The organism is Rhodosalinus sediminis, from assembly GCF_003385555.1.
Lineage (GTDB): Bacteria > Pseudomonadota > Alphaproteobacteria > Rhodobacterales > Rhodobacteraceae > Rhodosalinus > Rhodosalinus sediminis.
Genome location: NZ_QOHR01000024.1, coordinates 1 through 15,796, shown reverse-complemented (window position 1 = coordinate 15,796; position 15,796 = coordinate 1). Strand labels below are relative to the sequence as shown.

The following is a 15,796-nucleotide window of genomic DNA, read 5'->3' as shown; positions in this document are numbered from 1 at the left end:
CCTTCCCGGCTCAGACGGTGAACCAGTCCGAGGCGGGGGTGTAGAGATTGGTCTCGGCCGCGTAGCGATAGACCCGGCCGGTGCCGATCTTGTTGCCCTCCATGCTGACCGGCACGCCGAAGAAGCCGCCCGAGTCCCAGTCCTGAATGGAGGCCAGCGCCTCGGCGGCGTTGTCGGCGGTCAGCTCCTTGCCCTCTTCGTGGACCCGGCGCAGCGCGGTGAGGCCGAGCTCCATCGCGCAGAGCGACTGCAGCCCCCAGGTCGGCAGATAGGTCTCGAGCGGCGTGCCTGCGAAGTTCGCCTTCTGGTATTCGGCGTAGCGCGCGTAGCGCGGCGCGGTCTCGGCGTCGTAGGAATAGCGATAGGGCATGACGCCGAGGTAGCCGTCGAGGAACGGGCCGGCCTCGGCCGTGACCCGGTCCGCGATCAGCTTTTCCATGCCCCAGAAGGTGCCCATGAACTTCGTCGGCAGGCCGAACTGCCGCGCGCCGCCGATGAGCTGCGGCCAGACGCCGGTGACGTAGCCCTGCAGGATGCAGTATTCCGCGTTCGCCTGCGCGAGCTTGGTGACATGGGTCGGGATGTCGGCGCCCTGCGCCTTGGTGCTCTCCTCGAGCACCACCTCGATGCCGAGTTCCGCGGCCTTGGCGCGGCCGCGCTCCAGCGGGTCGCGGCCGAACTCGGTGTTGGAGTAGACGAAGGCGACCGTCGTGCCGCCCTCGGCGGCGATATTCTCGAGCAGGATGTCGAACTGGTCCTCGTAGGACGGCCCGGCGAGATACTGGTAGGGGTTCTTCTCCGGGTCGGCGAGCTCGGAGGCGAAGGAGGTCGAGCCCATCAGCCGCGCGTTCTCGCCCCGGAGCTCGGGCGCGACGAGCTTCATGAAGCCCGTGGAATCGCCGTAGTAGAAGACGAGGTTCTCCTCGGTGGCGAGCGCGCGCTGGTAGTTGGCGAGCGCGTTCTGGGGGATGTAGCCCGAATCCTCCGCCGTGGTGCGGATCGGCACGCCGCCGATGCCGCCGTCCTCGTTCGCGAGATCCTCGAACATCTTGAGCGTCGGCGCCACGAGCTGGCCGGCGGTCGCGAAGGGGCCGGTCATCGGCAGCGACGCGCCGAAGACGTATTCCGAGGGCTGCGCGCGAAGGACCATCGGCGCGCCGATCGCCGCGGAGGCGGCGGCGCCGGTGGCGAGGAAGCTGCGTCTCGTCAGTGTCATGCGTCTCTCTCCCTAGGTCGTGTCGCGGTGTCTTGTCGTTGGCCCGCGCTCAGCGGGCGAAGGGCCACCGGTTCAGCGCGCGCAGCGCCCGGTCGGCCATGTGGTTGAGCCCCAACGGCTCGAAGAGCAGGAACAGCACGATCAGCAGGCCGAAGGCGATCTCCTGCAGCGGCGCGAGCAGTTGCGCTACGCCCGCCTCGCCGCCGGTGGCCACGCCGAAGATCGACTTGATGACCTCGGGGACCATGACGATCACGGCCACGCCGAAGACCGGCCCCATCGTGCGCCCCATGCCGCCCACGATCATCGCCGCCACGAGCTCGAGCGAGAGCGCGAGCTCGAACTGCTCGGGCAGGATTCGGGCGTAGAAATAGGCGAAGAGCGCCCCCGAGAGCCCGCAGAGCGCCGCCGAGATCGCGAAGCTCGTCAGCTTGGTCCGCAGGAGCGAGATGCCCATGATCTCGGCCGAATAATCGCGGTCGCGGATCGCGATGAAGGCCCGGCCCACCCGCGTGCGAAAGAGGTTCTGCACGGCCAGCAGCGTGAGCACCCCGAGCGCCGCGATCAGCACGAACATCTCGCGCTTGGTGTCGAGCGTCCAGCCGAGGAAATCGGGCGCCGGCGTGTCGATGCCCACCATGCCGCCGGTCCAGGGGGCGAAGACCTCCTGCTCGATCAGGAAGATCACGATGAAGTTCGCCGAGAGCGTCGCCACGGCGAGGTAGAGCCCCTTCACCCGGAGCGAGGGCAGCCCGACGATTATTCCGACGAGCGCGCTCACCGCCATCGCGACGGGAATCGCGATCAGCGCCCTGAGCCCCTCGGGGATCGCCCCCGCGAAGGCCTCGTGAAAGATCGTGACCGTATAGGCGCCCACCGCCACGAAGGCCGCGTGCCCGAGCGAGATGAGCCCGGTGTAGCCGGTGACGACGTTCACCCCCACCACGGCGATCAGGAGGATGCCCATCTGGCAGGCGACGAGGATCACGTAGTCGTCGGCGAACCCGGCGAGCGCGGCCAGACCGAGGAGCGCGGCGTAGAGAAAGGCGCGCTTGTTGCGGTTGTCGAAGACCTGTTCGTCGGCGGCGTAGGAGGCCTTGAGGTTGCCGGTGATCATATCCGCTCGACCTCCTTCTGCCCGAAGAGGCCGTGCGGCCGGATCAGGATCACGATCAGCACGGCGACGTAAGGCACGATCTCGGCCCAGTCGCCGCCGAGCTGCCATTGGGTCATCGCCTCGAGCACGCCCACCGCGAGCGCCGCGATCAGGACGCCCACGTAACTGTCGAGCCCGCCCATCAGCACGATCGCCAGCACCGAGAAGCCGAAGAGCCCGAGCGAGGGCGAGATGCCGTTCCGCGTGGCGAGGATCGCGCCCGCGACCGCGCCCGTCGCCGCGGCGAGCATCCAGGCGCGCGAAAAGACCTTCGGCACCGAGATGCCCATGGAATAGGCGGTCGACTGGTCCTCGGCCGTGGCGCGGATCGCGACGCCCGACTTGGTGAAGCGCACCATCGCCACGATCGCGGCGAAGATCAGGAGCGCGACGACCATGTTCACGATATCCGCGCCGAAGAGGAAGATCGTCGTCTCGCCCACGTCGAAGCGCACCGGCGTGTTGGGCGCGATGTGGGGGACGAAATCCGCGTCCGCCGTCCAGACGAGCTGCACCGCCCCCGCGAGGATGGAGATCAGCCCGACGGTGATCATGATCATGGCGAAGACCGACTGCCCCATCAGCGGGCGCATCAGGGTCCGCTCGATCACGAGCCCCAGCGCCGCGTTGGCGAGCACCGCCCCCGCGAGCCCGAGGGCGATGCGCGGCAGGTTCTGCACCCAGTCGAGCACCGCGCCCATGGGCGAGAACATCGGCAGACCCTCGCGCATCTCCACGAGCCAGCCGGGCTGCCACGCGGCGAGCCAGTTGGGCGCCCACTCGGCCCCGGGGATCAGCACGGCGAAGGTGTAGTAGAAATAGGCGCCCACCATGATGACGTAGCCGTGGGCGAAGTTGACGACCTTGGTCGCCTTGAAGACCGAGACGATGCCCACCGCGATCAGCGCGTAGATCGCCCCCGACATCAGCCCGTTGATCGCGAACTGCAGGAACTGCCCCATCTCTCTCCCCTCAGGCGGCCGCGCCCAGATAGGCCTCGATCACCTCGTCGTCGCGCGCGACCTCTGCGGGCGTTCCGGCGGCGATCTGCTGGCCGAAATTGAGCACGACGATGTGCGCGCAGATGTCCATCACCAGCCCCATGTCGTGCTCGACGAGCAGGATCGTGGTGCCGAACTCTTCCTGTACGTCGAGGATGAAGCGCGCCATGTCGGCGGTCTCCTCGCGGTTCATCCCGGCGACCGGCTCGTCCAGCATCAGGACCTTCGGCTGCATGGCGAGCGCGCGGCCGAGCTCCACCCGCTTCTGCAGGCCGTAGGGCAGGGCGGTGATCGGCGCCTTGCGGATGTGGTCGATCTCGAGAAAGTCGATCACCCGCTCCTCGATCTCGGCGCGGAAGGCGAGCTCCTCGCGCCGCGCCGGGCCGAAATAGGCGAGCGCCTGCCACACGTTGGCCGAAAGCCGTGTGTGCCCGCCGAGCTTGATGTTGTCGAGCACGGTCATGCCGCGGAAGAGCGCGATGTTCTGGAAGGTGCGCGCCATCCCGAGCCCCGCGCGCCGGTCCGGCGAGAGCCCGGTGATGTCGCGCCCGTCGAAGGCGACGCGCCCCCGGTCGGGCGTGTAGAATCCCGAGATCGCGTTGAAGAGGCTCGTCTTGCCGGCCCCGTTCGGGCCGATGACGCCGGTGATCTCGCCCGGCGCCGCCTCGAAGCTCACCCCCTGCAGCGCCTTGATGCCGCCGAAGGACAGGTGCAGGTCGCTGACGCTCAGCATGATGACGGTACGCTCCCTGTCCGGGCCGGGTCTTTCGCCCGGCTCCGGTCCTCCCTCTGCCCGGGGTGGCGCCTCCTCCCTGCGCCGCCCCGACGTCAATAGCCTAGCCGACGATCCCGGCCGCGCAAAAGTTTTTCGTCGTGCCGCTGCGTCACGCCGCGCTTGCGCCGGGCGCGCCGGCCTCCATATATCGAAAATGGAATGTGTCGGAGCGGAGAGACGCCATGAGCGCGGCGAAGAAGATCACCTGTCTCGACTGCGGTCAGGTGAACCGCGTGCCGGCCGAGCGGCTGGGCGCGCGGCCGAAATGCGGGACCTGCGGGGCGGCGCTCCTGCCCGCGAAGCCGGTCGAGGTCGACGCGAAGACCCTCGCCAAGGCCGCGCGCACCGACGAGGTGCCGCTCGTCGCCGATTTCTGGGCGCCCTGGTGCGGCCCCTGCCGGATGATGGCGCCCGAATACGACAAGGCCGCCCGCGCGCTCGCGGGCCGCGCGCGCCTCGTGAAGCTCAACACGCAGGACTTTCCCGACGCGGGCGCGAAACACGGCATCCGCGGCATCCCGACGATGGTGGCCTGGAGCGGCGGGCGCGAGCGCGCGCGCCAGAGCGGCGCGATGCGGGCCGGCGACATCGAGAGCTGGGCCGCGCGCCTCGGCTGAGGCGGGCGCCCGCGCCCGGCGCAGGCGGGCGGGTCAGGCCATGACCGTGACGGGCGTGCCGAGGGGCACCCGCGCGTAGAGGCCGATCACATGCTCGTTCAGCATCCGGATGCAGCCGCTCGAGACCGAGCGCCCGATGCTCGAGGGCGCGTTGGTGCCGTGGATCCGGTAATAGGTGTCGCGCCCGTCCTGGAAGAGATAGAGCGCCCGCGCGCCGAGCGGATTGCCCGGCCCGCCGGGCTGCACGTAATCGGTCCCCTCGAAGCGGGCGTATTCCTCCGGGCTGCGCGCGATCATCTCGTCGGTGGGCCGCCAGGAGGGCCATTCCTTCTTGGCCCCGATCACCGCGTCGCCGGTGAAGCCGAGCCCCGCGCGGCCGACGCCCACGCCGTAGCGCAGCGCTTCGCCGGGGCGGTCCACGAAATAGAGGAAATGGCTCCGCGGCAGAACGATCAGCGAGGGCGCCGCGCGCGGGGGGCGCATGGCGACCCGCTGCGGGCGCAGCCGCGGCGGCAAGTCGACGCCCTGCGCCAGCGCGGCCCCCGGCAGGGCGGCGGCCCCTGCGGCGGCGGCGAGAAGGGTGCGGCGGTCGATCATGGCGGGCCTCCGGTCCGTGGCGGCGGGCGGTCTGCGGCCTCCCTGCCGGGACTCAATGTCTGCCGGCGCGGCGCGGATCCCGCCCGGCCGTCGCGTCAGCCCGAGGTCTCCGCGCGGATCCAGTCGAGGAAATCCGCATTCGCCTCCATCGCGATGCGCAGGATGGGCGGGCAGTCATAGGGGTGCAGCCGCCGGATCTCGGCCTCCGCCCGGTCGGCGAGCTCGGGGCGGGTCTTGAGCAGGAGCGGCACCTCGCTCTCCTGCGCGACCGTGCCCTGCCAGTGATAGAGCGAGCGGATCGGGGCGTAGCGGTTCGCGCAGGCGGCGAGCCGGGCGAGGATCAGCCCCTCGGCGATCGCGTCGGCGGCGGCCTCGTCGGGGCAGTTGGTGAGGATCGCGGTCATCGACATGGGCACAGTCTCCGCATCGGGCGGGCGGAGCGCAAGCCGTCGCGTCCAGGGCAGGGGCCCCGTGGCGACCGTGAGGCGACGAAAAAGGGCGCGACGGATCGCTCCGCCGCGCCCCTGTCGTCCGGTCGGCCCGGATCAGGCGAGGGCGAGGTTGCCCGCCGACTCGCGGCCGTCGCGGCCGGTCTCGAGGTCGTAGGTCACCTTCTGGTCATCGGCGAGGCCGGTCATGCCCGCCCGCTCGACGGCCGAGATGTGGACGAAGACGTCCTTGCCGCCCGTCTCGGGCTGAATGAAACCGAAGCCTTTGGTGGCGTTGAACCATTTCACGGTGCCATTGGCCATGTCCGTGGTCTCCTTGCTTGGCGCTGCCCGCGACATGCGGCAGCTTGGCGTCAGTCGGTCCGTAACGATGAACTGAGCGCCGGTAAGGGAGACAGCTGGTCGAGAGGAAAAACGTTAGCCATCCCTGATGACAGCTTCGTGCCGGGGGAGCAAGGGAAATCGGGGCGCGACGGCCGATCCGCGTCAACTCCCGGCGACCGACGCTCGCCGCGCCTGCCTTCGTCCCCTGATCGACCCGCACGGTTCCGGACTCGGGGCCGCGGCCCGGGCACGCGATGCGCCCGCGCCTTGCGACCCCGGCGCCGCGTGACGCCGATCCGGGCCGGGCAGGCGCGCGGCCCGGGCGCCTGCGCGGGCAGGGGCCGCCCCCGCCCGCGCCCCGCTCAGAGGTCCGTGTCGGTGAGGAAGCGGGTGCGCTGGAAGGCCTCCAGCCCCTCGATGCCGCCCTCGGAGCCGTAGCCGCTGTCGTTGATCCCGCCGAAGGGCGTCTCGGGCGTCGAGACGAGGAGCGAGTTGAGCGCCAGCATCCCCGCCTCCACGCCCTCGCGGAGCGCACCGGCGGTCTTGCGGTCGGAGGTGAAGGCGTAGGCCGCCAGCCCGAAGGGCAGCCGGTTCGCCTCCTCCAGCATGTCGTCGAGCGAGGCCATGCGCGCCACCGGCGCGACCGGGCCGAAGGGCTCCTCGTTCATCACGCGCGCCTCGCGCGGCACCTCGCCGAGGACAGTGGGCGCGAAGAAGGCGCCCTGATTGCCGATGCGCTCGCCCCCGGCCAGAAGCTGCGCCCCGGCCGCGGTCGCGTCCTCGACGAAGCCCTCCATCACCTCGATCCGGCGGCGGCCGATGAGCGGGCCCATGACGGTGCCGTCCTCGAGGCCGTGGCCCACCTGAACGCCCTTCGCCGCCTCGGCGAAGGCCTGCGTGAAGCGGTCGTAGGCCGCGTCCTCCACCAGAAAGCGCGTGGGCGAGACGCAGACCTGCCCGCCGTTGCGGAACTTCCCCGCGGCGGTCATCTTCGCCACCTTCTCGACGTCGGTGTCGGCGAAGACCATCACCGGCGCGTGCCCGCCGAGCTCCATCGTGCAGCGCTTCAGCGTGTCGGCGGCGAGGCGCTGCAGGTGCTTGCCCACCTCGACGCTGCCGGTGAAGGAGATCTTCTTGGGGATCGGCGAGGCGATCAGATGCGACGAGACCTCCGCGGGCACGCCGAAGACCACGTTGAGCACGCCCTCGGGCAGCCCGGCCTCCTGCAGCGCGCGGGCGATGGCGACGGCGGTGGCCGGCGTCTCCTCGCTCGGCTTGATGACGAGCGAACAGCCCGCGCCGAGCGCGCCGGCCACCTTGCGCATGACGTTCACCGCCGGGAAGTTCCAGGCCACGAAGGCGAGCGCGGGGCCCACCGGCTCCTTCCGGACTTCCTGACGCATGCCGGGAGCGCGCGCGGGCACGGTGCGGCCGTAGGCGCGCTTGCCCTCCTCGCCGTACCATCGCAGCACGTCGATGGCGAAACCGAGCTCGAGCCGCGCCTCGCCCACCGGCTTGCCCATCTCGAGCGTCAGGTTGCGCGCGATGCGCTCCTTGTCCTCCTCCAGCAGGCGCGCGGCGCGCTCCATCACCTTCTGGCGCTCGAGCGCGGGCGTCGCGCGCCAGACCTCGAAGCCGCGCCGGCTCGCCTCGAGCGCGGCGTCGAGATCGGCGGTCGAGGCGTGCGGCACATGGGCCAGCACCTCGTCCGTCGCCGGGTCGATCACCGGCTCGCTCGCTCCCTCGGAGCCGGCCCGGAACTCGCCCCCGATCAGCAGTTCGAGCGGTTCGTCGTAACTCATCCTCGCCTCCCTCGCGCACAATCTCGTCGGCGTGCGTAGCAGATGCGCGCAGCGGACGCACGATGTCGCAGGGGGCGCGCCCGGGCAAGCGGCGCCGCGCGGGGCGATCGGATCTCTGGGCCGCGCCGCAGCCCTCGCTCGACGTCCGCCGCGCGCGGCGCCGTTGACGCGATTGCCCCGGGATTTGCGAGCGCCCGCGCCCGGGCGGGCGCGACCGACGGACTTGGCCGACAACCTGCACTTCGCGGCGAGCACCCGCGCCCGGGCGGGCGCGACCACCTTGGCTCCTGAGGACGCGCCCCTGATCGAACCGACCGCGTCGCGCCGCGGACCTTCGGCGGCCCCCGACACGGACCGGCATGGCGGAAGGGGCGTACGCACCGCGCAAGACACCGGACGGCCGCCCACGGCGCCGGACCTGAGCGTTTGGCGAGAGGCGCACCCTGCCACGACCGCGCCGCCTGCGCTGCGGCGAGGCGCGAAGGTCCTGTCGCCCGCCTGTAAGACCCTCACGCCGCCGCGAGGCCGGGCGCCCTGCCGCACGCGCCAGCAATTTGCGAAAGTTAATGGTGCTGCCGGAGAGATTCGAACTCTCGGCCTCTCCCTTACCAAGGGAGTGCTCTACCCCTGAGCTACGGCAGCCCGCGCCGGCCCGTCGGCCGGTGACGGGCGCGTCCTAGCCACTTCGGACTGCACGCGCAAGCGCAATCTGGACCGTCGGCGGCGGGTGCTGTAAGGGGCGTGCATGAGCGGTCGATCCAAGGATCAGCGCCCGCGGCCGCAGGCCGGGGATGCGCGCAAGGCGCGGTTGTCGGACGCGCTGAAGGCCAACCTCGCGCGGCGCAAGGCGCAGGCGCGGGCGCGCGCCGCGGGTCCGGACGACGACGGCGGTGCCGGGGCGGATACGTCCGGCGAACGAGACGAGTGACAATGGATTCCATCGTGGTCACGGGCAACGGCCCGCTTTCGGGCCAGGTCCCCATCGCCGGGGCCAAGAACGCCTGTCTGGCGCTGATGCCGGCCGCCCTGCTGACCGAGGAGCCGCTGACGCTGACCAACGCGCCGCGGCTCTCGGACATCCGGACGATGAGCGCGCTGCTCGCCTCGCTCGGCTGCGAAGCGGCGCCGCTGCAGGGGGGGCGCGTGCTCGCCCTCTCGGGGCACGGGCTGACGGGCCACGTGGCGCATTACGACATCGTGCGGAAGATGCGCGCCTCGATCCTCGTGCTCGGGCCGCTGCTCGCGCGGGAGGGGGCGGCGGTCGTCTCGCTCCCCGGCGGCTGCGCGATCGGCGCGCGGCCCGTGGACCTGCACCTGCGCGCGCTCGAGGCGCTCGGCGCGGAGATGGAGCTCGCCGAGGGCTACGTGCACGCTAGCGCGCCGACGGGCGGGCTCCGGGGCGGGCGGATCGAATTTCCCTTCGTCTCGGTCGGCGCGACCGAGAACGCGCTCATGGCCGCGACGCTCGCGCGCGGGACGAGCGTGATCGAGAACGCCGCCTGCGAGCCCGAGATCGTGGATCTCGCGCGGTGCCTGCGCGCCATGGGCGCGCGCATCGCCGGCGAGGGCACGAACCGCATCGAGGTCGAGGGCGTCGAGCGCCTCGGCGGCGCGACGCATCGCGTGGTGGCCGACCGCATCGAGCTCGGCACCTACATGCTCGCCCCGGCGATCTGCGGCGGCGAGGTGGAGTGCCTCGGCGGCGGGCTCGAGCTGCTGCCGGGCTTCGCCGAGACGCTGGACGCCGCCGGCGTCACGCTGCGCGAGACCGCGGGCGGCATCGCCGTCGCGCGCGGCGAGGGGCGCATCCGCGCCGTCGACGTCGCCACGGCGCCCTACCCGGGCTTTCCGACCGACCTGCAGGCGCAGATGATGGCGCTCCTCTGTCTCGCCGACGGGGTGAGCGTGCTCGAGGAGCGCATCTTCGAGAACCGCTTCATGCACGCGCCCGAGCTCATGCGCATGGGCGCGCGGATCGAGGTGCAGGGCGGCACGGCGACGGTGACGGGCGTCGAGCGGCTCAAGGGCGCGCCGGTCATGGCGACCGACCTGCGCGCGAGCGTTTCCCTCATCCTCGCCGCGCTCGCCGCGGAGGGCGAGACGCGGGTGAACCGGGTCTATCACCTCGACCGCGGCTACGAGGACGTGGAGGCGAAGCTCTCGGCGATCGGCGCGCGGATCGAGCGGGTGAGCGAATGAGCGAGGACGCGCGCTACGCCGATGGCCGGGACCGGCCGATCGACCTCGGCGCGGTGGACGCCGACGACCTGAAGGTGATCTCCGCGCTCGCGCAGGACGCGGTCTTTCCGGCGACCGAGACGCGCTGGGAGCCGCGCCGGCGCCGCTTCGCCGTGCTGCTCAACCGCTTCCGCTGGGAGGATCGCGCGGCAGCCGAGGCGCGCGGCCGCCCCTTCGAGCGGACCCGCGCGCTCCTCGTCGTCGAGCATGCGGAGCGCGTCGCGAGCCTCGGGGTGGATCGCGGCGATCCCGACACGGTCCTGTCGCTGCTCGCGCTCGACTACGAGGGGCCGCCCGAGGGGCCCGGCGCGCTCACCCTCGTGCTCGCCGGCGATGGGGCGATCCGGGTCGAGGTGGAGGCGCTCGAGGTGCGGCTGCGCGACGTCACCCGGCCCTATGCGGCGCCCTCGGGCAAGGCCCCCGACCACGGCGCCTGAGGCGGCCGGCGGCGGGAGGGGGCGCTGCCCCCTCTTGGCCTCGCGGCCAATTCACCCCCGGAGTATTTCTGCCAAGATGATGGGCGGGGCGCGCGCCCGGGCCGATCCTGCGGACGGTGCGGTTGAGGGAGGCGGCGGCACCGGCGCTCAGCGCGCCTCGGCGGCGTCGTCGAGGCGGAGTTCGACGCGGGTGCGGCCCTGCCAGTGGTTGAGCTCCAGCCGCCCGGCGACGTGGAAGCGCGCGCCGCCGTGCGGCTCGAGGCGGGGGCCGAGGGGGCCGTCGAAGGCGCCGAAGGCGATGGCGCCGATTCGTCCGCCCTCGCCGTCGTCGAGCTCGAGCTTGAGGTGGGACTCGCCCACGCGCCGGGCGTGGCGCACCGCGAGCGACGGGAAGGCGAAGCGCGGCGCGGGCGCGCCGGCGCCGTAGGGACCCGCCGCCTCCAGCGCCTCGACGAGCTCGGGCGTCGCGGCGCGTGGCATCAGCATCGCGTCGAGCTTGAGCGCGGCGGCGCGCTCGGCGCCCGCGCCCTGCCGGGCGAGCAGCTCGGAGAGCCGGGCCATGGCCTCCTCCAGCCGGTCCCCCGCGACGGTCAGGCCGGCGGCCATCCTGTGCCCCCCGCCCTTGATCAGGAGCCCCTCGCCGGCGAGGCGCTGGACGGCGGCGCCGAGATCCACGCCCGCGACCGAGCGGCCCGAGCCCTTGCCCTCCGTCCCGTCGAGGCCGATCACCACGGAGGGGCGGTTGGTCATTTCCTTCAGGCGCGACGCGACGATGCCGACGACGCCGGGGTGCCAGCCCTCGCCCGCGGCCCAGACGAGCGGCGCGTCGAGCCCGCGCGCCTCGGCCTGCGCGAGCGCGGCGTCGCGGACCGCCGCCTCGATCGCGCGGCGCTCCTCGTTCAGCGCGTCGAGCCGCGCGGCGAGGGCCTCGGCCTCCGCCGGGTCGTTCGTGGCCAGGAGGCGCGCGCCGAGGTCGGCCTGCCCGACGCGACCGCCCGCGTTCACCCGCGGCCCGAGCGCGAAGCCGAGCGCCCCGGAATCGGGCGGCCGCGACAGCCGCGCGACGTCGGCGAGGGCGACGAGGCCCGGGCGCTCGCGCGCGCGCATGCGGTTGAGGCCCGCGCGCACCAGCGCCCGGTTCACGCCGCGCAGCGGCGCCACGTCGGCGACGGTGGCCAGCGCCACCAGATCGAGCATCGCCATCAGGTCGGGCCCCGCGCGGCCCGTCCCGCGCAGCTGTCGCCCGGCCTCGACGAGCATGAGAAAGACGACCGCAGCGGCGCAGAGGTGGCCGAGGTCGCCGGCCTCGTCCTGCCGGTTGGGGTTCACCACGGCGTGCGCCTCGGGCAGGGTCTCGCCGGCGAGGTGGTGGTCGAGGATCACCACGTCCGCGCCCTCGGCCGCGGCGACGGGCGCGTGGCTGAGGGTGCCGCAGTCCACGCAGAGGATCAGGTCGTGCGCAGTGGCCAGCTTGCGCATGGCGGGGACGTTCGGGCCGTAGCCCTCGTCGATGCGGTCGGGGACGTAGAGCGTGGCCTCGCGCCCCGCGTGGCGCAACCAGTCGAGAAGGAGCGCCGCGCTCGCGCCGCCGTCCACGTCGTAGTCGGCGAAGACGGCGATGCGCTCGCCCCGGTGCACCGCCTCGAGGAACCGCGCCGCGGCGCGCTCCATGTCGTGGAGGCTGCGCGGGTCGGGCAGGAGATCGCGCAGCTTCGGCGCGAGATAGGCCTCCGCCTCCTCCGGCGCGACGCCGGCGCGTGCGAGCACGGCGCAGAGGGGCAGGGGGCGGGCGCTCGCCTGCGCGAGCGCCTCCGCGGCGCGCGCGGTCTCGGCCGACGGGCCGCGCCAGCGCCGTCCCGTCAGCGACGCCTCGACCCCGAGATAAGCGCGCGCGTCGTCCAAATCCCTCGCGCGGGGCGCGGCGGGGCGCCCCGTCCTTCCTGTTGCGGCCCGGGTGCCGGGCGCGGCGTTCAGCCCCGCGGCGCCGGCGTCTTGTAGCGCATCCGGCGCACCGAGCCGGTCTTGGAGCGCATGAGGATCGTCTCGGTGGTGAGCCAGCCGGGCTCGCGCTTGATCCCCGGCAGGAGCGATCCGCCGGTCACGCCCGTCGCGGCGAAGATCACGTCGCCGCCGGCCATGTCGTCGCGGGTGTAGACTCGGTCGAGATCCGCGAGACCGGCCTTCGCCGCGCGCGCGCGCTCGTCGTCGTTGCGGAAGGTGAGCTGGCCCTGGATCTGCCCGCCCATGCACTTGAGCGCGGCGGCGGCGAGCACGCCTTCCGGCGCGCCGCCGCGGCCCATGTACATGTCGATGCCGGTGACTTCCGGCTCGGCGCAGTGCATGACGCCGGCCACGTCGCCGTCGGTGATGAGCCGGATGGCGGCGCCGGTGGCGCGCACCTCGGCGATCATCGCCTCGTGGCGCGGCCGCTCGAGGATGCAGACGGTGATGTCGGAGGGGTCGCAGCCCTTGGCCGTGGCGAGCGCCGAGACCCGCGTCGCCGGCGGCATGTCGAGATCGACGATCCCCTCGGGATAGCCCGGTCCGATGGCGAGCTTGTCCATGTAGACGTCGGGCGCGTGCAGGAGCGTGCCGCGCGGGCCCATGGCGATGACGGTCAGCGCGTTGGGCATGTCCTTGGCGGTGAGCGTCGTACCCTCCAGCGGGTCGAGGGCGATGTCCACCGCCGGCCCGGTGCCCTTGCCCACCTCCTCGCCGATGTAGAGCATCGGCGCCTCGTCGCGCTCGCCCTCGCCGATGACGACGACGCCCGAGATGTCGAGGCTGTTGAGCTGGTCGCGCATCGCGTTGACGGCGGCCTGATCGGCGGCCTTCTCGTCGCCGCGGCCGACGAGGCGGGCCGAGGCGAGCGCCGCCTGCTCGGCCACCCGCGCGAGCCCGAGCGAAAGCGTGCGGTCGTCGAAATCGAGGGCGGTCATGTCGCTGTCCCGTCGGTTATCGAAATGTGTCCGGCGGTGTAGCCGCCGCCGCGAGGGCTGACAAGCGATCGGACGCCGATCCTCGAGAGGGAAAGGGACGGCGCGCCCGAGGGCGGCGTTGCGCCCGGGTCGGCGGCGTCGAGGGGGCGCTGCCCCCTCTTGGCCTGACGGCCAATTCACCCCCGGAGTATTTCGACCAACATGATGGGCATCCTTCCGACCAGCCCCATCATCTTGGCCCAAATACTCCGGGGAGCGCGAGGGGCAGCGCCCCTCGCCGGAACGACATGCCGGAGCGCGTCACGCCGAAGGCGTGTCCGGTTCGATGCCGCTGCGGCGGGTCAGCCCTCGGCGAAGCCTCCGTAGCGGCCGCCATAGAAGAGGAGCGGCGCGCCCTCGCGGGCTTCGGCGCGCAGGACGCGGGCGACCACGATCAGGTGGTCTCCGCCGTCGTGCTCGGAGGTCTTTTCGCACTCGAAGCGGGCGAGGCAGCCGTCGATCACGGGCACGCCCTCGGCGTTCGCGTGCCAGGCGAGGCCGTCGAAGGCGTCGCCGGAGCGCGCGAAGCCGCGGCAGACCTCGAACTGTTCGGCGCCCATGACGTGGATCGCGAAATGCCGGGCGGCGGCGTAGAAGGGGAAGCGCCCCGAATTCCGGGCCGGCGACCAGAGCACGAGCGGCGGGTCGAGCGACACGCTCGCGAAGCTGTTGGCGGTGATGCCGAGCGGCCCCGTGGCCGTGGCGCAGGTGACGACCGTGACCCCGGTGCCGAAGCGCCCCAGCGCGTCGCGCAGGGCGCGTTCCTGTCCCGGGCCGGGGACGAAAGTCTCTTGCGTCGCGGTGTCGGGCATGCCCCGCCTGCCTCCGTCTGTCGTGATCGCTCGGACAGATAGCCTCCCGTCGTCGCGGGCCAAGCCCCTGATCAGACGTCGAGCCAGATCGTCACCGGCCCGTCGTTGACGAGGGCGACCTGCATGTCGGCGCCGAAGCGGCCGGTGGCCACCGGCACCCCCTCGCGGGCGAGGGCGGCGGCGGCGTGCTCGTAGAGGCGTTCGCCCTCGGCCGGGTCGGCGGCGGCGGAGAAGCCGGGGCGGTTGCCGCGCGCCGTGTCGGCGGCGAGCGTGAACTGGCTGACCACCAATGCCGCGCCGCCGGTGTCGCGGAGCGCGCGGTTCATGCGGCCCGCCGCGTCGGCGAAGATCCGGAGCCGCGCGATCTTCGCGGCGAGCTTCTCGGCCTCGGCCTCGGTGTCGCCCTGCATTGCGCAGACGAGCACGAGCAGGCCGGGCCCGATCTCGCCCAGAACCGCGCCCCCGACGCTCACCCGCGCCTCGCTCACCCGTTGCACCAGTGCCCGCATGTCCCGCCTCTCGTCCGCGGGCGGGACGGTGCCCCGTGGCGTCGGGGGATGCAAGATGGGCGGGAGAGGTTGATCCGCGTCAATCACATTTCGCGCGGCGCCGGCAGACTGAGGGCGTTCGCAATCGAAAGACGGGAGATTCGCCATGGTCGAGAAGTCGACTCCTTCGAGCCTCTGGCCCGCGCTCTACGACCCGTTCCGAAACCTCGGCGCGCGCGTGGCGGAAATGCTCGCGCCGGCCTCCGACGCCTCGGGCGGGGAGAGCGCCTACACGATCACGATGGAACTGCCCGGGGTCTCCGAGGACGACATCGAGGTGAACGTGGACGCCGGCGTCGTCACCGTGAGCGGCGAGAAGTCCTCGGAGCGCGAGGAAAGCGGGGACACCTGGTTCTTCACCGAGCGCCAGTACGGCAGCTTCACGCGCTCCTTCCGCCTGCCCGCGGATGCCGAGCAGGACAAGGTGGAGGGCCACATGAAGGACGGCGTGCTCACGATCACCGTGCCGCGCAGGCAGTCAGAGCCCGACGGCGGCAAGAAAAAGGTCGCCATCCGCAAGGGCTGAGGCCGCGGGGCGTGCGCGCTCGTCTCTCTGGTTCTGCGGCCCGCCAAGAGAAGCTTTGGCGAGCCGCAGGCCGGTACGAACTCGCAGTGTCGCGCTCGCACGTTAGACCCTAGGATCGCGGTGTGAGTATCCGTCTCGGTCAATGTGTTTTCTCGACCCAGAGGTGGTCTGCTTTAACGAGCGCGTTGGCGGTTTCGAGAAGCTTGCGCAATGAGGCGGATCAGAAAACAGAGCTGGGCGCTGTTTTGTTTTCCCGACGAATGCGACGATGGCGGCCTTTGTGGGCTTTCCGGGAGCTATGCTCGAAAATGGGTGATGGG

Annotated in this window: 17 protein-coding genes and 1 tRNA gene; 5 read left to right on the top strand and 13 right to left on the bottom strand. The window is 72.1% G+C overall.

Annotated elements, in window-relative coordinates; all coding sequences use genetic code 11:
* Positions 1 to 10 precede the first annotated feature (10 nt).
* The 4 genes from DRV84_RS13195 to DRV84_RS13180 are packed head-to-tail and all read right to left on the bottom strand — an operon-like array spanning position 11 to position 4,106.
* Positions 11 to 1,216, bottom strand: a complete 1,206-nt coding sequence (locus DRV84_RS13195) for an ABC transporter substrate-binding protein (RefSeq protein ID WP_239995073.1) — start codon at positions 1,214 to 1,216, stop codon at positions 11 to 13.
* Positions 1,217 to 1,265: 49 nt separating this feature from the next.
* Positions 1,266 to 2,333, bottom strand: a complete 1,068-nt coding sequence (locus DRV84_RS13190) for a branched-chain amino acid ABC transporter permease (RefSeq protein WP_115981490.1) — start codon at positions 2,331 to 2,333, stop codon at positions 1,266 to 1,268.
* Positions 2,330 to 3,334 (bottom strand): branched-chain amino acid ABC transporter permease, encoded by a 1,005-nt coding sequence (locus DRV84_RS13185; RefSeq protein WP_115981488.1) that lies wholly within the window; start codon positions 3,332 to 3,334, stop codon positions 2,330 to 2,332. The genes DRV84_RS13190 and DRV84_RS13185 overlap by 4 nt, the downstream gene beginning before the upstream one ends.
* Positions 3,335 to 3,344: 10 nt before the next feature.
* Positions 3,345 to 4,106: an ABC transporter ATP-binding protein gene (locus tag DRV84_RS13180; protein WP_115981486.1), complete on the bottom strand. Its 762-nt coding sequence runs from the start codon at positions 4,104 to 4,106 to the stop codon at positions 3,345 to 3,347.
* A 224-nt stretch (positions 4,107 to 4,330) separates the two neighbouring features.
* On the opposite strand from DRV84_RS13180, the gene DRV84_RS13175 reads away from it, so the two are divergent.
* Complete coding sequence (locus DRV84_RS13175) at positions 4,331 to 4,765, top strand: thioredoxin domain-containing protein (RefSeq protein WP_115981484.1); 435 nt, start codon at positions 4,331 to 4,333, stop codon at positions 4,763 to 4,765.
* Positions 4,766 to 4,798: 33 nt separating this feature from the next.
* On the opposite strand, the gene DRV84_RS13170 is transcribed toward DRV84_RS13175, so the two are convergent.
* From DRV84_RS13170 to DRV84_RS13150, 5 genes are all read right to left on the bottom strand, one after another.
* The gene (locus tag DRV84_RS13170; protein ID WP_192881427.1) at positions 4,799 to 5,362 is read right to left on the bottom strand and encodes a L,D-transpeptidase; all 564 of its coding nucleotides are present in this window, start codon (positions 5,360 to 5,362) and stop codon (positions 4,799 to 4,801) included.
* 95 nt (positions 5,363 to 5,457) lie between these two features.
* Positions 5,458 to 5,772 carry a divalent-cation tolerance protein CutA gene (gene cutA / locus DRV84_RS13165; RefSeq protein ID WP_115981481.1) on the bottom strand — a complete coding sequence of 105 codons (315 nt, stop codon included), beginning with the start codon at positions 5,770 to 5,772 and terminating at the stop codon, positions 5,458 to 5,460.
* A gap of 135 nt (positions 5,773 to 5,907) precedes the next feature.
* Positions 5,908 to 6,114: a cold-shock protein gene (locus tag DRV84_RS13160; protein ID WP_115981479.1), complete on the bottom strand. Its 207-nt coding sequence runs from the start codon at positions 6,112 to 6,114 to the stop codon at positions 5,908 to 5,910.
* Between the two features lie 383 nt (positions 6,115 to 6,497).
* Positions 6,498 to 7,937, bottom strand: coding sequence for an NAD-dependent succinate-semialdehyde dehydrogenase (locus DRV84_RS13155; protein WP_115981477.1), 1,440 nt, complete (start codon positions 7,935 to 7,937; stop codon positions 6,498 to 6,500).
* Between the two features lie 567 nt (positions 7,938 to 8,504).
* Positions 8,505 to 8,579, bottom strand: a tRNA-Thr gene (locus DRV84_RS13150).
* A gap of 103 nt (positions 8,580 to 8,682) precedes the next feature.
* Between DRV84_RS13150 and DRV84_RS13145 the strand changes: the two genes are divergently transcribed.
* From DRV84_RS13145 to DRV84_RS13135, 3 genes are read left to right on the top strand one after another with little or no spacing between them, the layout of a single operon-like run.
* Positions 8,683 to 8,865: a hypothetical protein gene (locus tag DRV84_RS13145; protein ID WP_115981474.1), complete on the top strand. Its 183-nt coding sequence runs from the start codon at positions 8,683 to 8,685 to the stop codon at positions 8,863 to 8,865.
* Positions 8,866 to 8,867: 2 nt separating this feature from the next.
* Complete coding sequence (gene murA / locus DRV84_RS13140) at positions 8,868 to 10,136, top strand: UDP-N-acetylglucosamine 1-carboxyvinyltransferase (protein ID WP_115981472.1); 1,269 nt, start codon at positions 8,868 to 8,870, stop codon at positions 10,134 to 10,136.
* A complete protein-coding gene (locus DRV84_RS13135; RefSeq protein WP_115981470.1) occupies positions 10,133 to 10,612 on the top strand; it encodes a DUF2948 family protein in 480 nt (159 codons plus the stop codon). The genes murA and DRV84_RS13135 overlap by 4 nt, the downstream gene beginning before the upstream one ends.
* A gap of 147 nt (positions 10,613 to 10,759) precedes the next feature.
* Here the strand turns inward: DRV84_RS13135 and recJ are convergent, their stop codons facing one another.
* The 4 genes from recJ to dtd all read right to left on the bottom strand — a co-directional run bounded on the left by recJ (position 10,760) and on the right by dtd (position 14,911).
* Positions 10,760 to 12,514 carry a single-stranded-DNA-specific exonuclease RecJ gene (recJ, locus tag DRV84_RS13130; protein ID WP_115981468.1) on the bottom strand — a complete coding sequence of 585 codons (1,755 nt, stop codon included), beginning with the start codon at positions 12,512 to 12,514 and terminating at the stop codon, positions 10,760 to 10,762.
* A gap of 68 nt (positions 12,515 to 12,582) precedes the next feature.
* The gene (gene glpX / locus DRV84_RS13125) at positions 12,583 to 13,551 is read right to left on the bottom strand and encodes a class II fructose-bisphosphatase (protein ID WP_115981466.1); all 969 of its coding nucleotides are present in this window, start codon (positions 13,549 to 13,551) and stop codon (positions 12,583 to 12,585) included.
* 341 nt (positions 13,552 to 13,892) lie between these two features.
* Positions 13,893 to 14,402, bottom strand: a complete 510-nt coding sequence (locus DRV84_RS13120) for a flavin reductase family protein (RefSeq protein ID WP_115981464.1) — start codon at positions 14,400 to 14,402, stop codon at positions 13,893 to 13,895.
* A gap of 71 nt (positions 14,403 to 14,473) precedes the next feature.
* Positions 14,474 to 14,911 (bottom strand): D-aminoacyl-tRNA deacylase, encoded by a 438-nt coding sequence (gene dtd, locus DRV84_RS13115; protein WP_115981462.1) that lies wholly within the window; start codon positions 14,909 to 14,911, stop codon positions 14,474 to 14,476.
* Positions 14,912 to 15,056: 145 nt separating this feature from the next.
* On the opposite strand from dtd, the gene DRV84_RS13110 reads away from it, so the two are divergent.
* Positions 15,057 to 15,476, top strand: a complete 420-nt coding sequence (locus DRV84_RS13110; protein ID WP_115981460.1) for an Hsp20/alpha crystallin family protein — start codon at positions 15,057 to 15,059, stop codon at positions 15,474 to 15,476.
* The last annotated feature ends 320 nt before the right edge of the window (positions 15,477 to 15,796 follow it).

What these genes read in the sequence shown, in the direction of transcription:
- DRV84_RS13195 (WP_239995073.1), bottom strand. Translation starts at nt 1,216, where the DNA reads ATGACACTGACGAGACGCAGCTTCCTCGCCACCGGCGCCGCCGCCTCC.
- DRV84_RS13190 (WP_115981490.1), bottom strand. Translation starts at nt 2,333, where the DNA reads ATGATCACCGGCAACCTCAAGGCCTCCTACGCCGCCGACGAACAGGTC.
- DRV84_RS13185 (WP_115981488.1), bottom strand. Translation starts at nt 3,334, where the DNA reads ATGGGGCAGTTCCTGCAGTTCGCGATCAACGGGCTGATGTCGGGGGCG.
- DRV84_RS13180 (WP_115981486.1), bottom strand. Translation starts at nt 4,106, where the DNA reads ATGCTGAGCGTCAGCGACCTGCACCTGTCCTTCGGCGGCATCAAGGCG.
- DRV84_RS13175 (WP_115981484.1), top strand. Translation starts at nt 4,331, where the DNA reads ATGAGCGCGGCGAAGAAGATCACCTGTCTCGACTGCGGTCAGGTGAAC.
- DRV84_RS13170 (WP_192881427.1), bottom strand. Translation starts at nt 5,362, where the DNA reads ATGATCGACCGCCGCACCCTTCTCGCCGCCGCCGCAGGGGCCGCCGCC.
- cutA (WP_115981481.1), bottom strand. Translation starts at nt 5,772, where the DNA reads ATGTCGATGACCGCGATCCTCACCAACTGCCCCGACGAGGCCGCCGCC.
- DRV84_RS13160 (WP_115981479.1), bottom strand. Translation starts at nt 6,114, where the DNA reads ATGGCCAATGGCACCGTGAAATGGTTCAACGCCACCAAAGGCTTCGGT.
- DRV84_RS13155 (WP_115981477.1), bottom strand. Translation starts at nt 7,937, where the DNA reads ATGAGTTACGACGAACCGCTCGAACTGCTGATCGGGGGCGAGTTCCGG.
- DRV84_RS13145 (WP_115981474.1), top strand. Translation starts at nt 8,683, where the DNA reads ATGAGCGGTCGATCCAAGGATCAGCGCCCGCGGCCGCAGGCCGGGGAT.
- murA (WP_115981472.1), top strand. Translation starts at nt 8,868, where the DNA reads ATGGATTCCATCGTGGTCACGGGCAACGGCCCGCTTTCGGGCCAGGTC.
- DRV84_RS13135 (WP_115981470.1), top strand. Translation starts at nt 10,133, where the DNA reads ATGAGCGAGGACGCGCGCTACGCCGATGGCCGGGACCGGCCGATCGAC.
- glpX (WP_115981466.1), bottom strand. Translation starts at nt 13,551, where the DNA reads ATGACCGCCCTCGATTTCGACGACCGCACGCTTTCGCTCGGGCTCGCG.
- DRV84_RS13120 (WP_115981464.1), bottom strand. Translation starts at nt 14,402, where the DNA reads ATGCCCGACACCGCGACGCAAGAGACTTTCGTCCCCGGCCCGGGACAG.
- dtd (WP_115981462.1), bottom strand. Translation starts at nt 14,911, where the DNA reads ATGCGGGCACTGGTGCAACGGGTGAGCGAGGCGCGGGTGAGCGTCGGG.
- DRV84_RS13110 (WP_115981460.1), top strand. Translation starts at nt 15,057, where the DNA reads ATGGTCGAGAAGTCGACTCCTTCGAGCCTCTGGCCCGCGCTCTACGAC.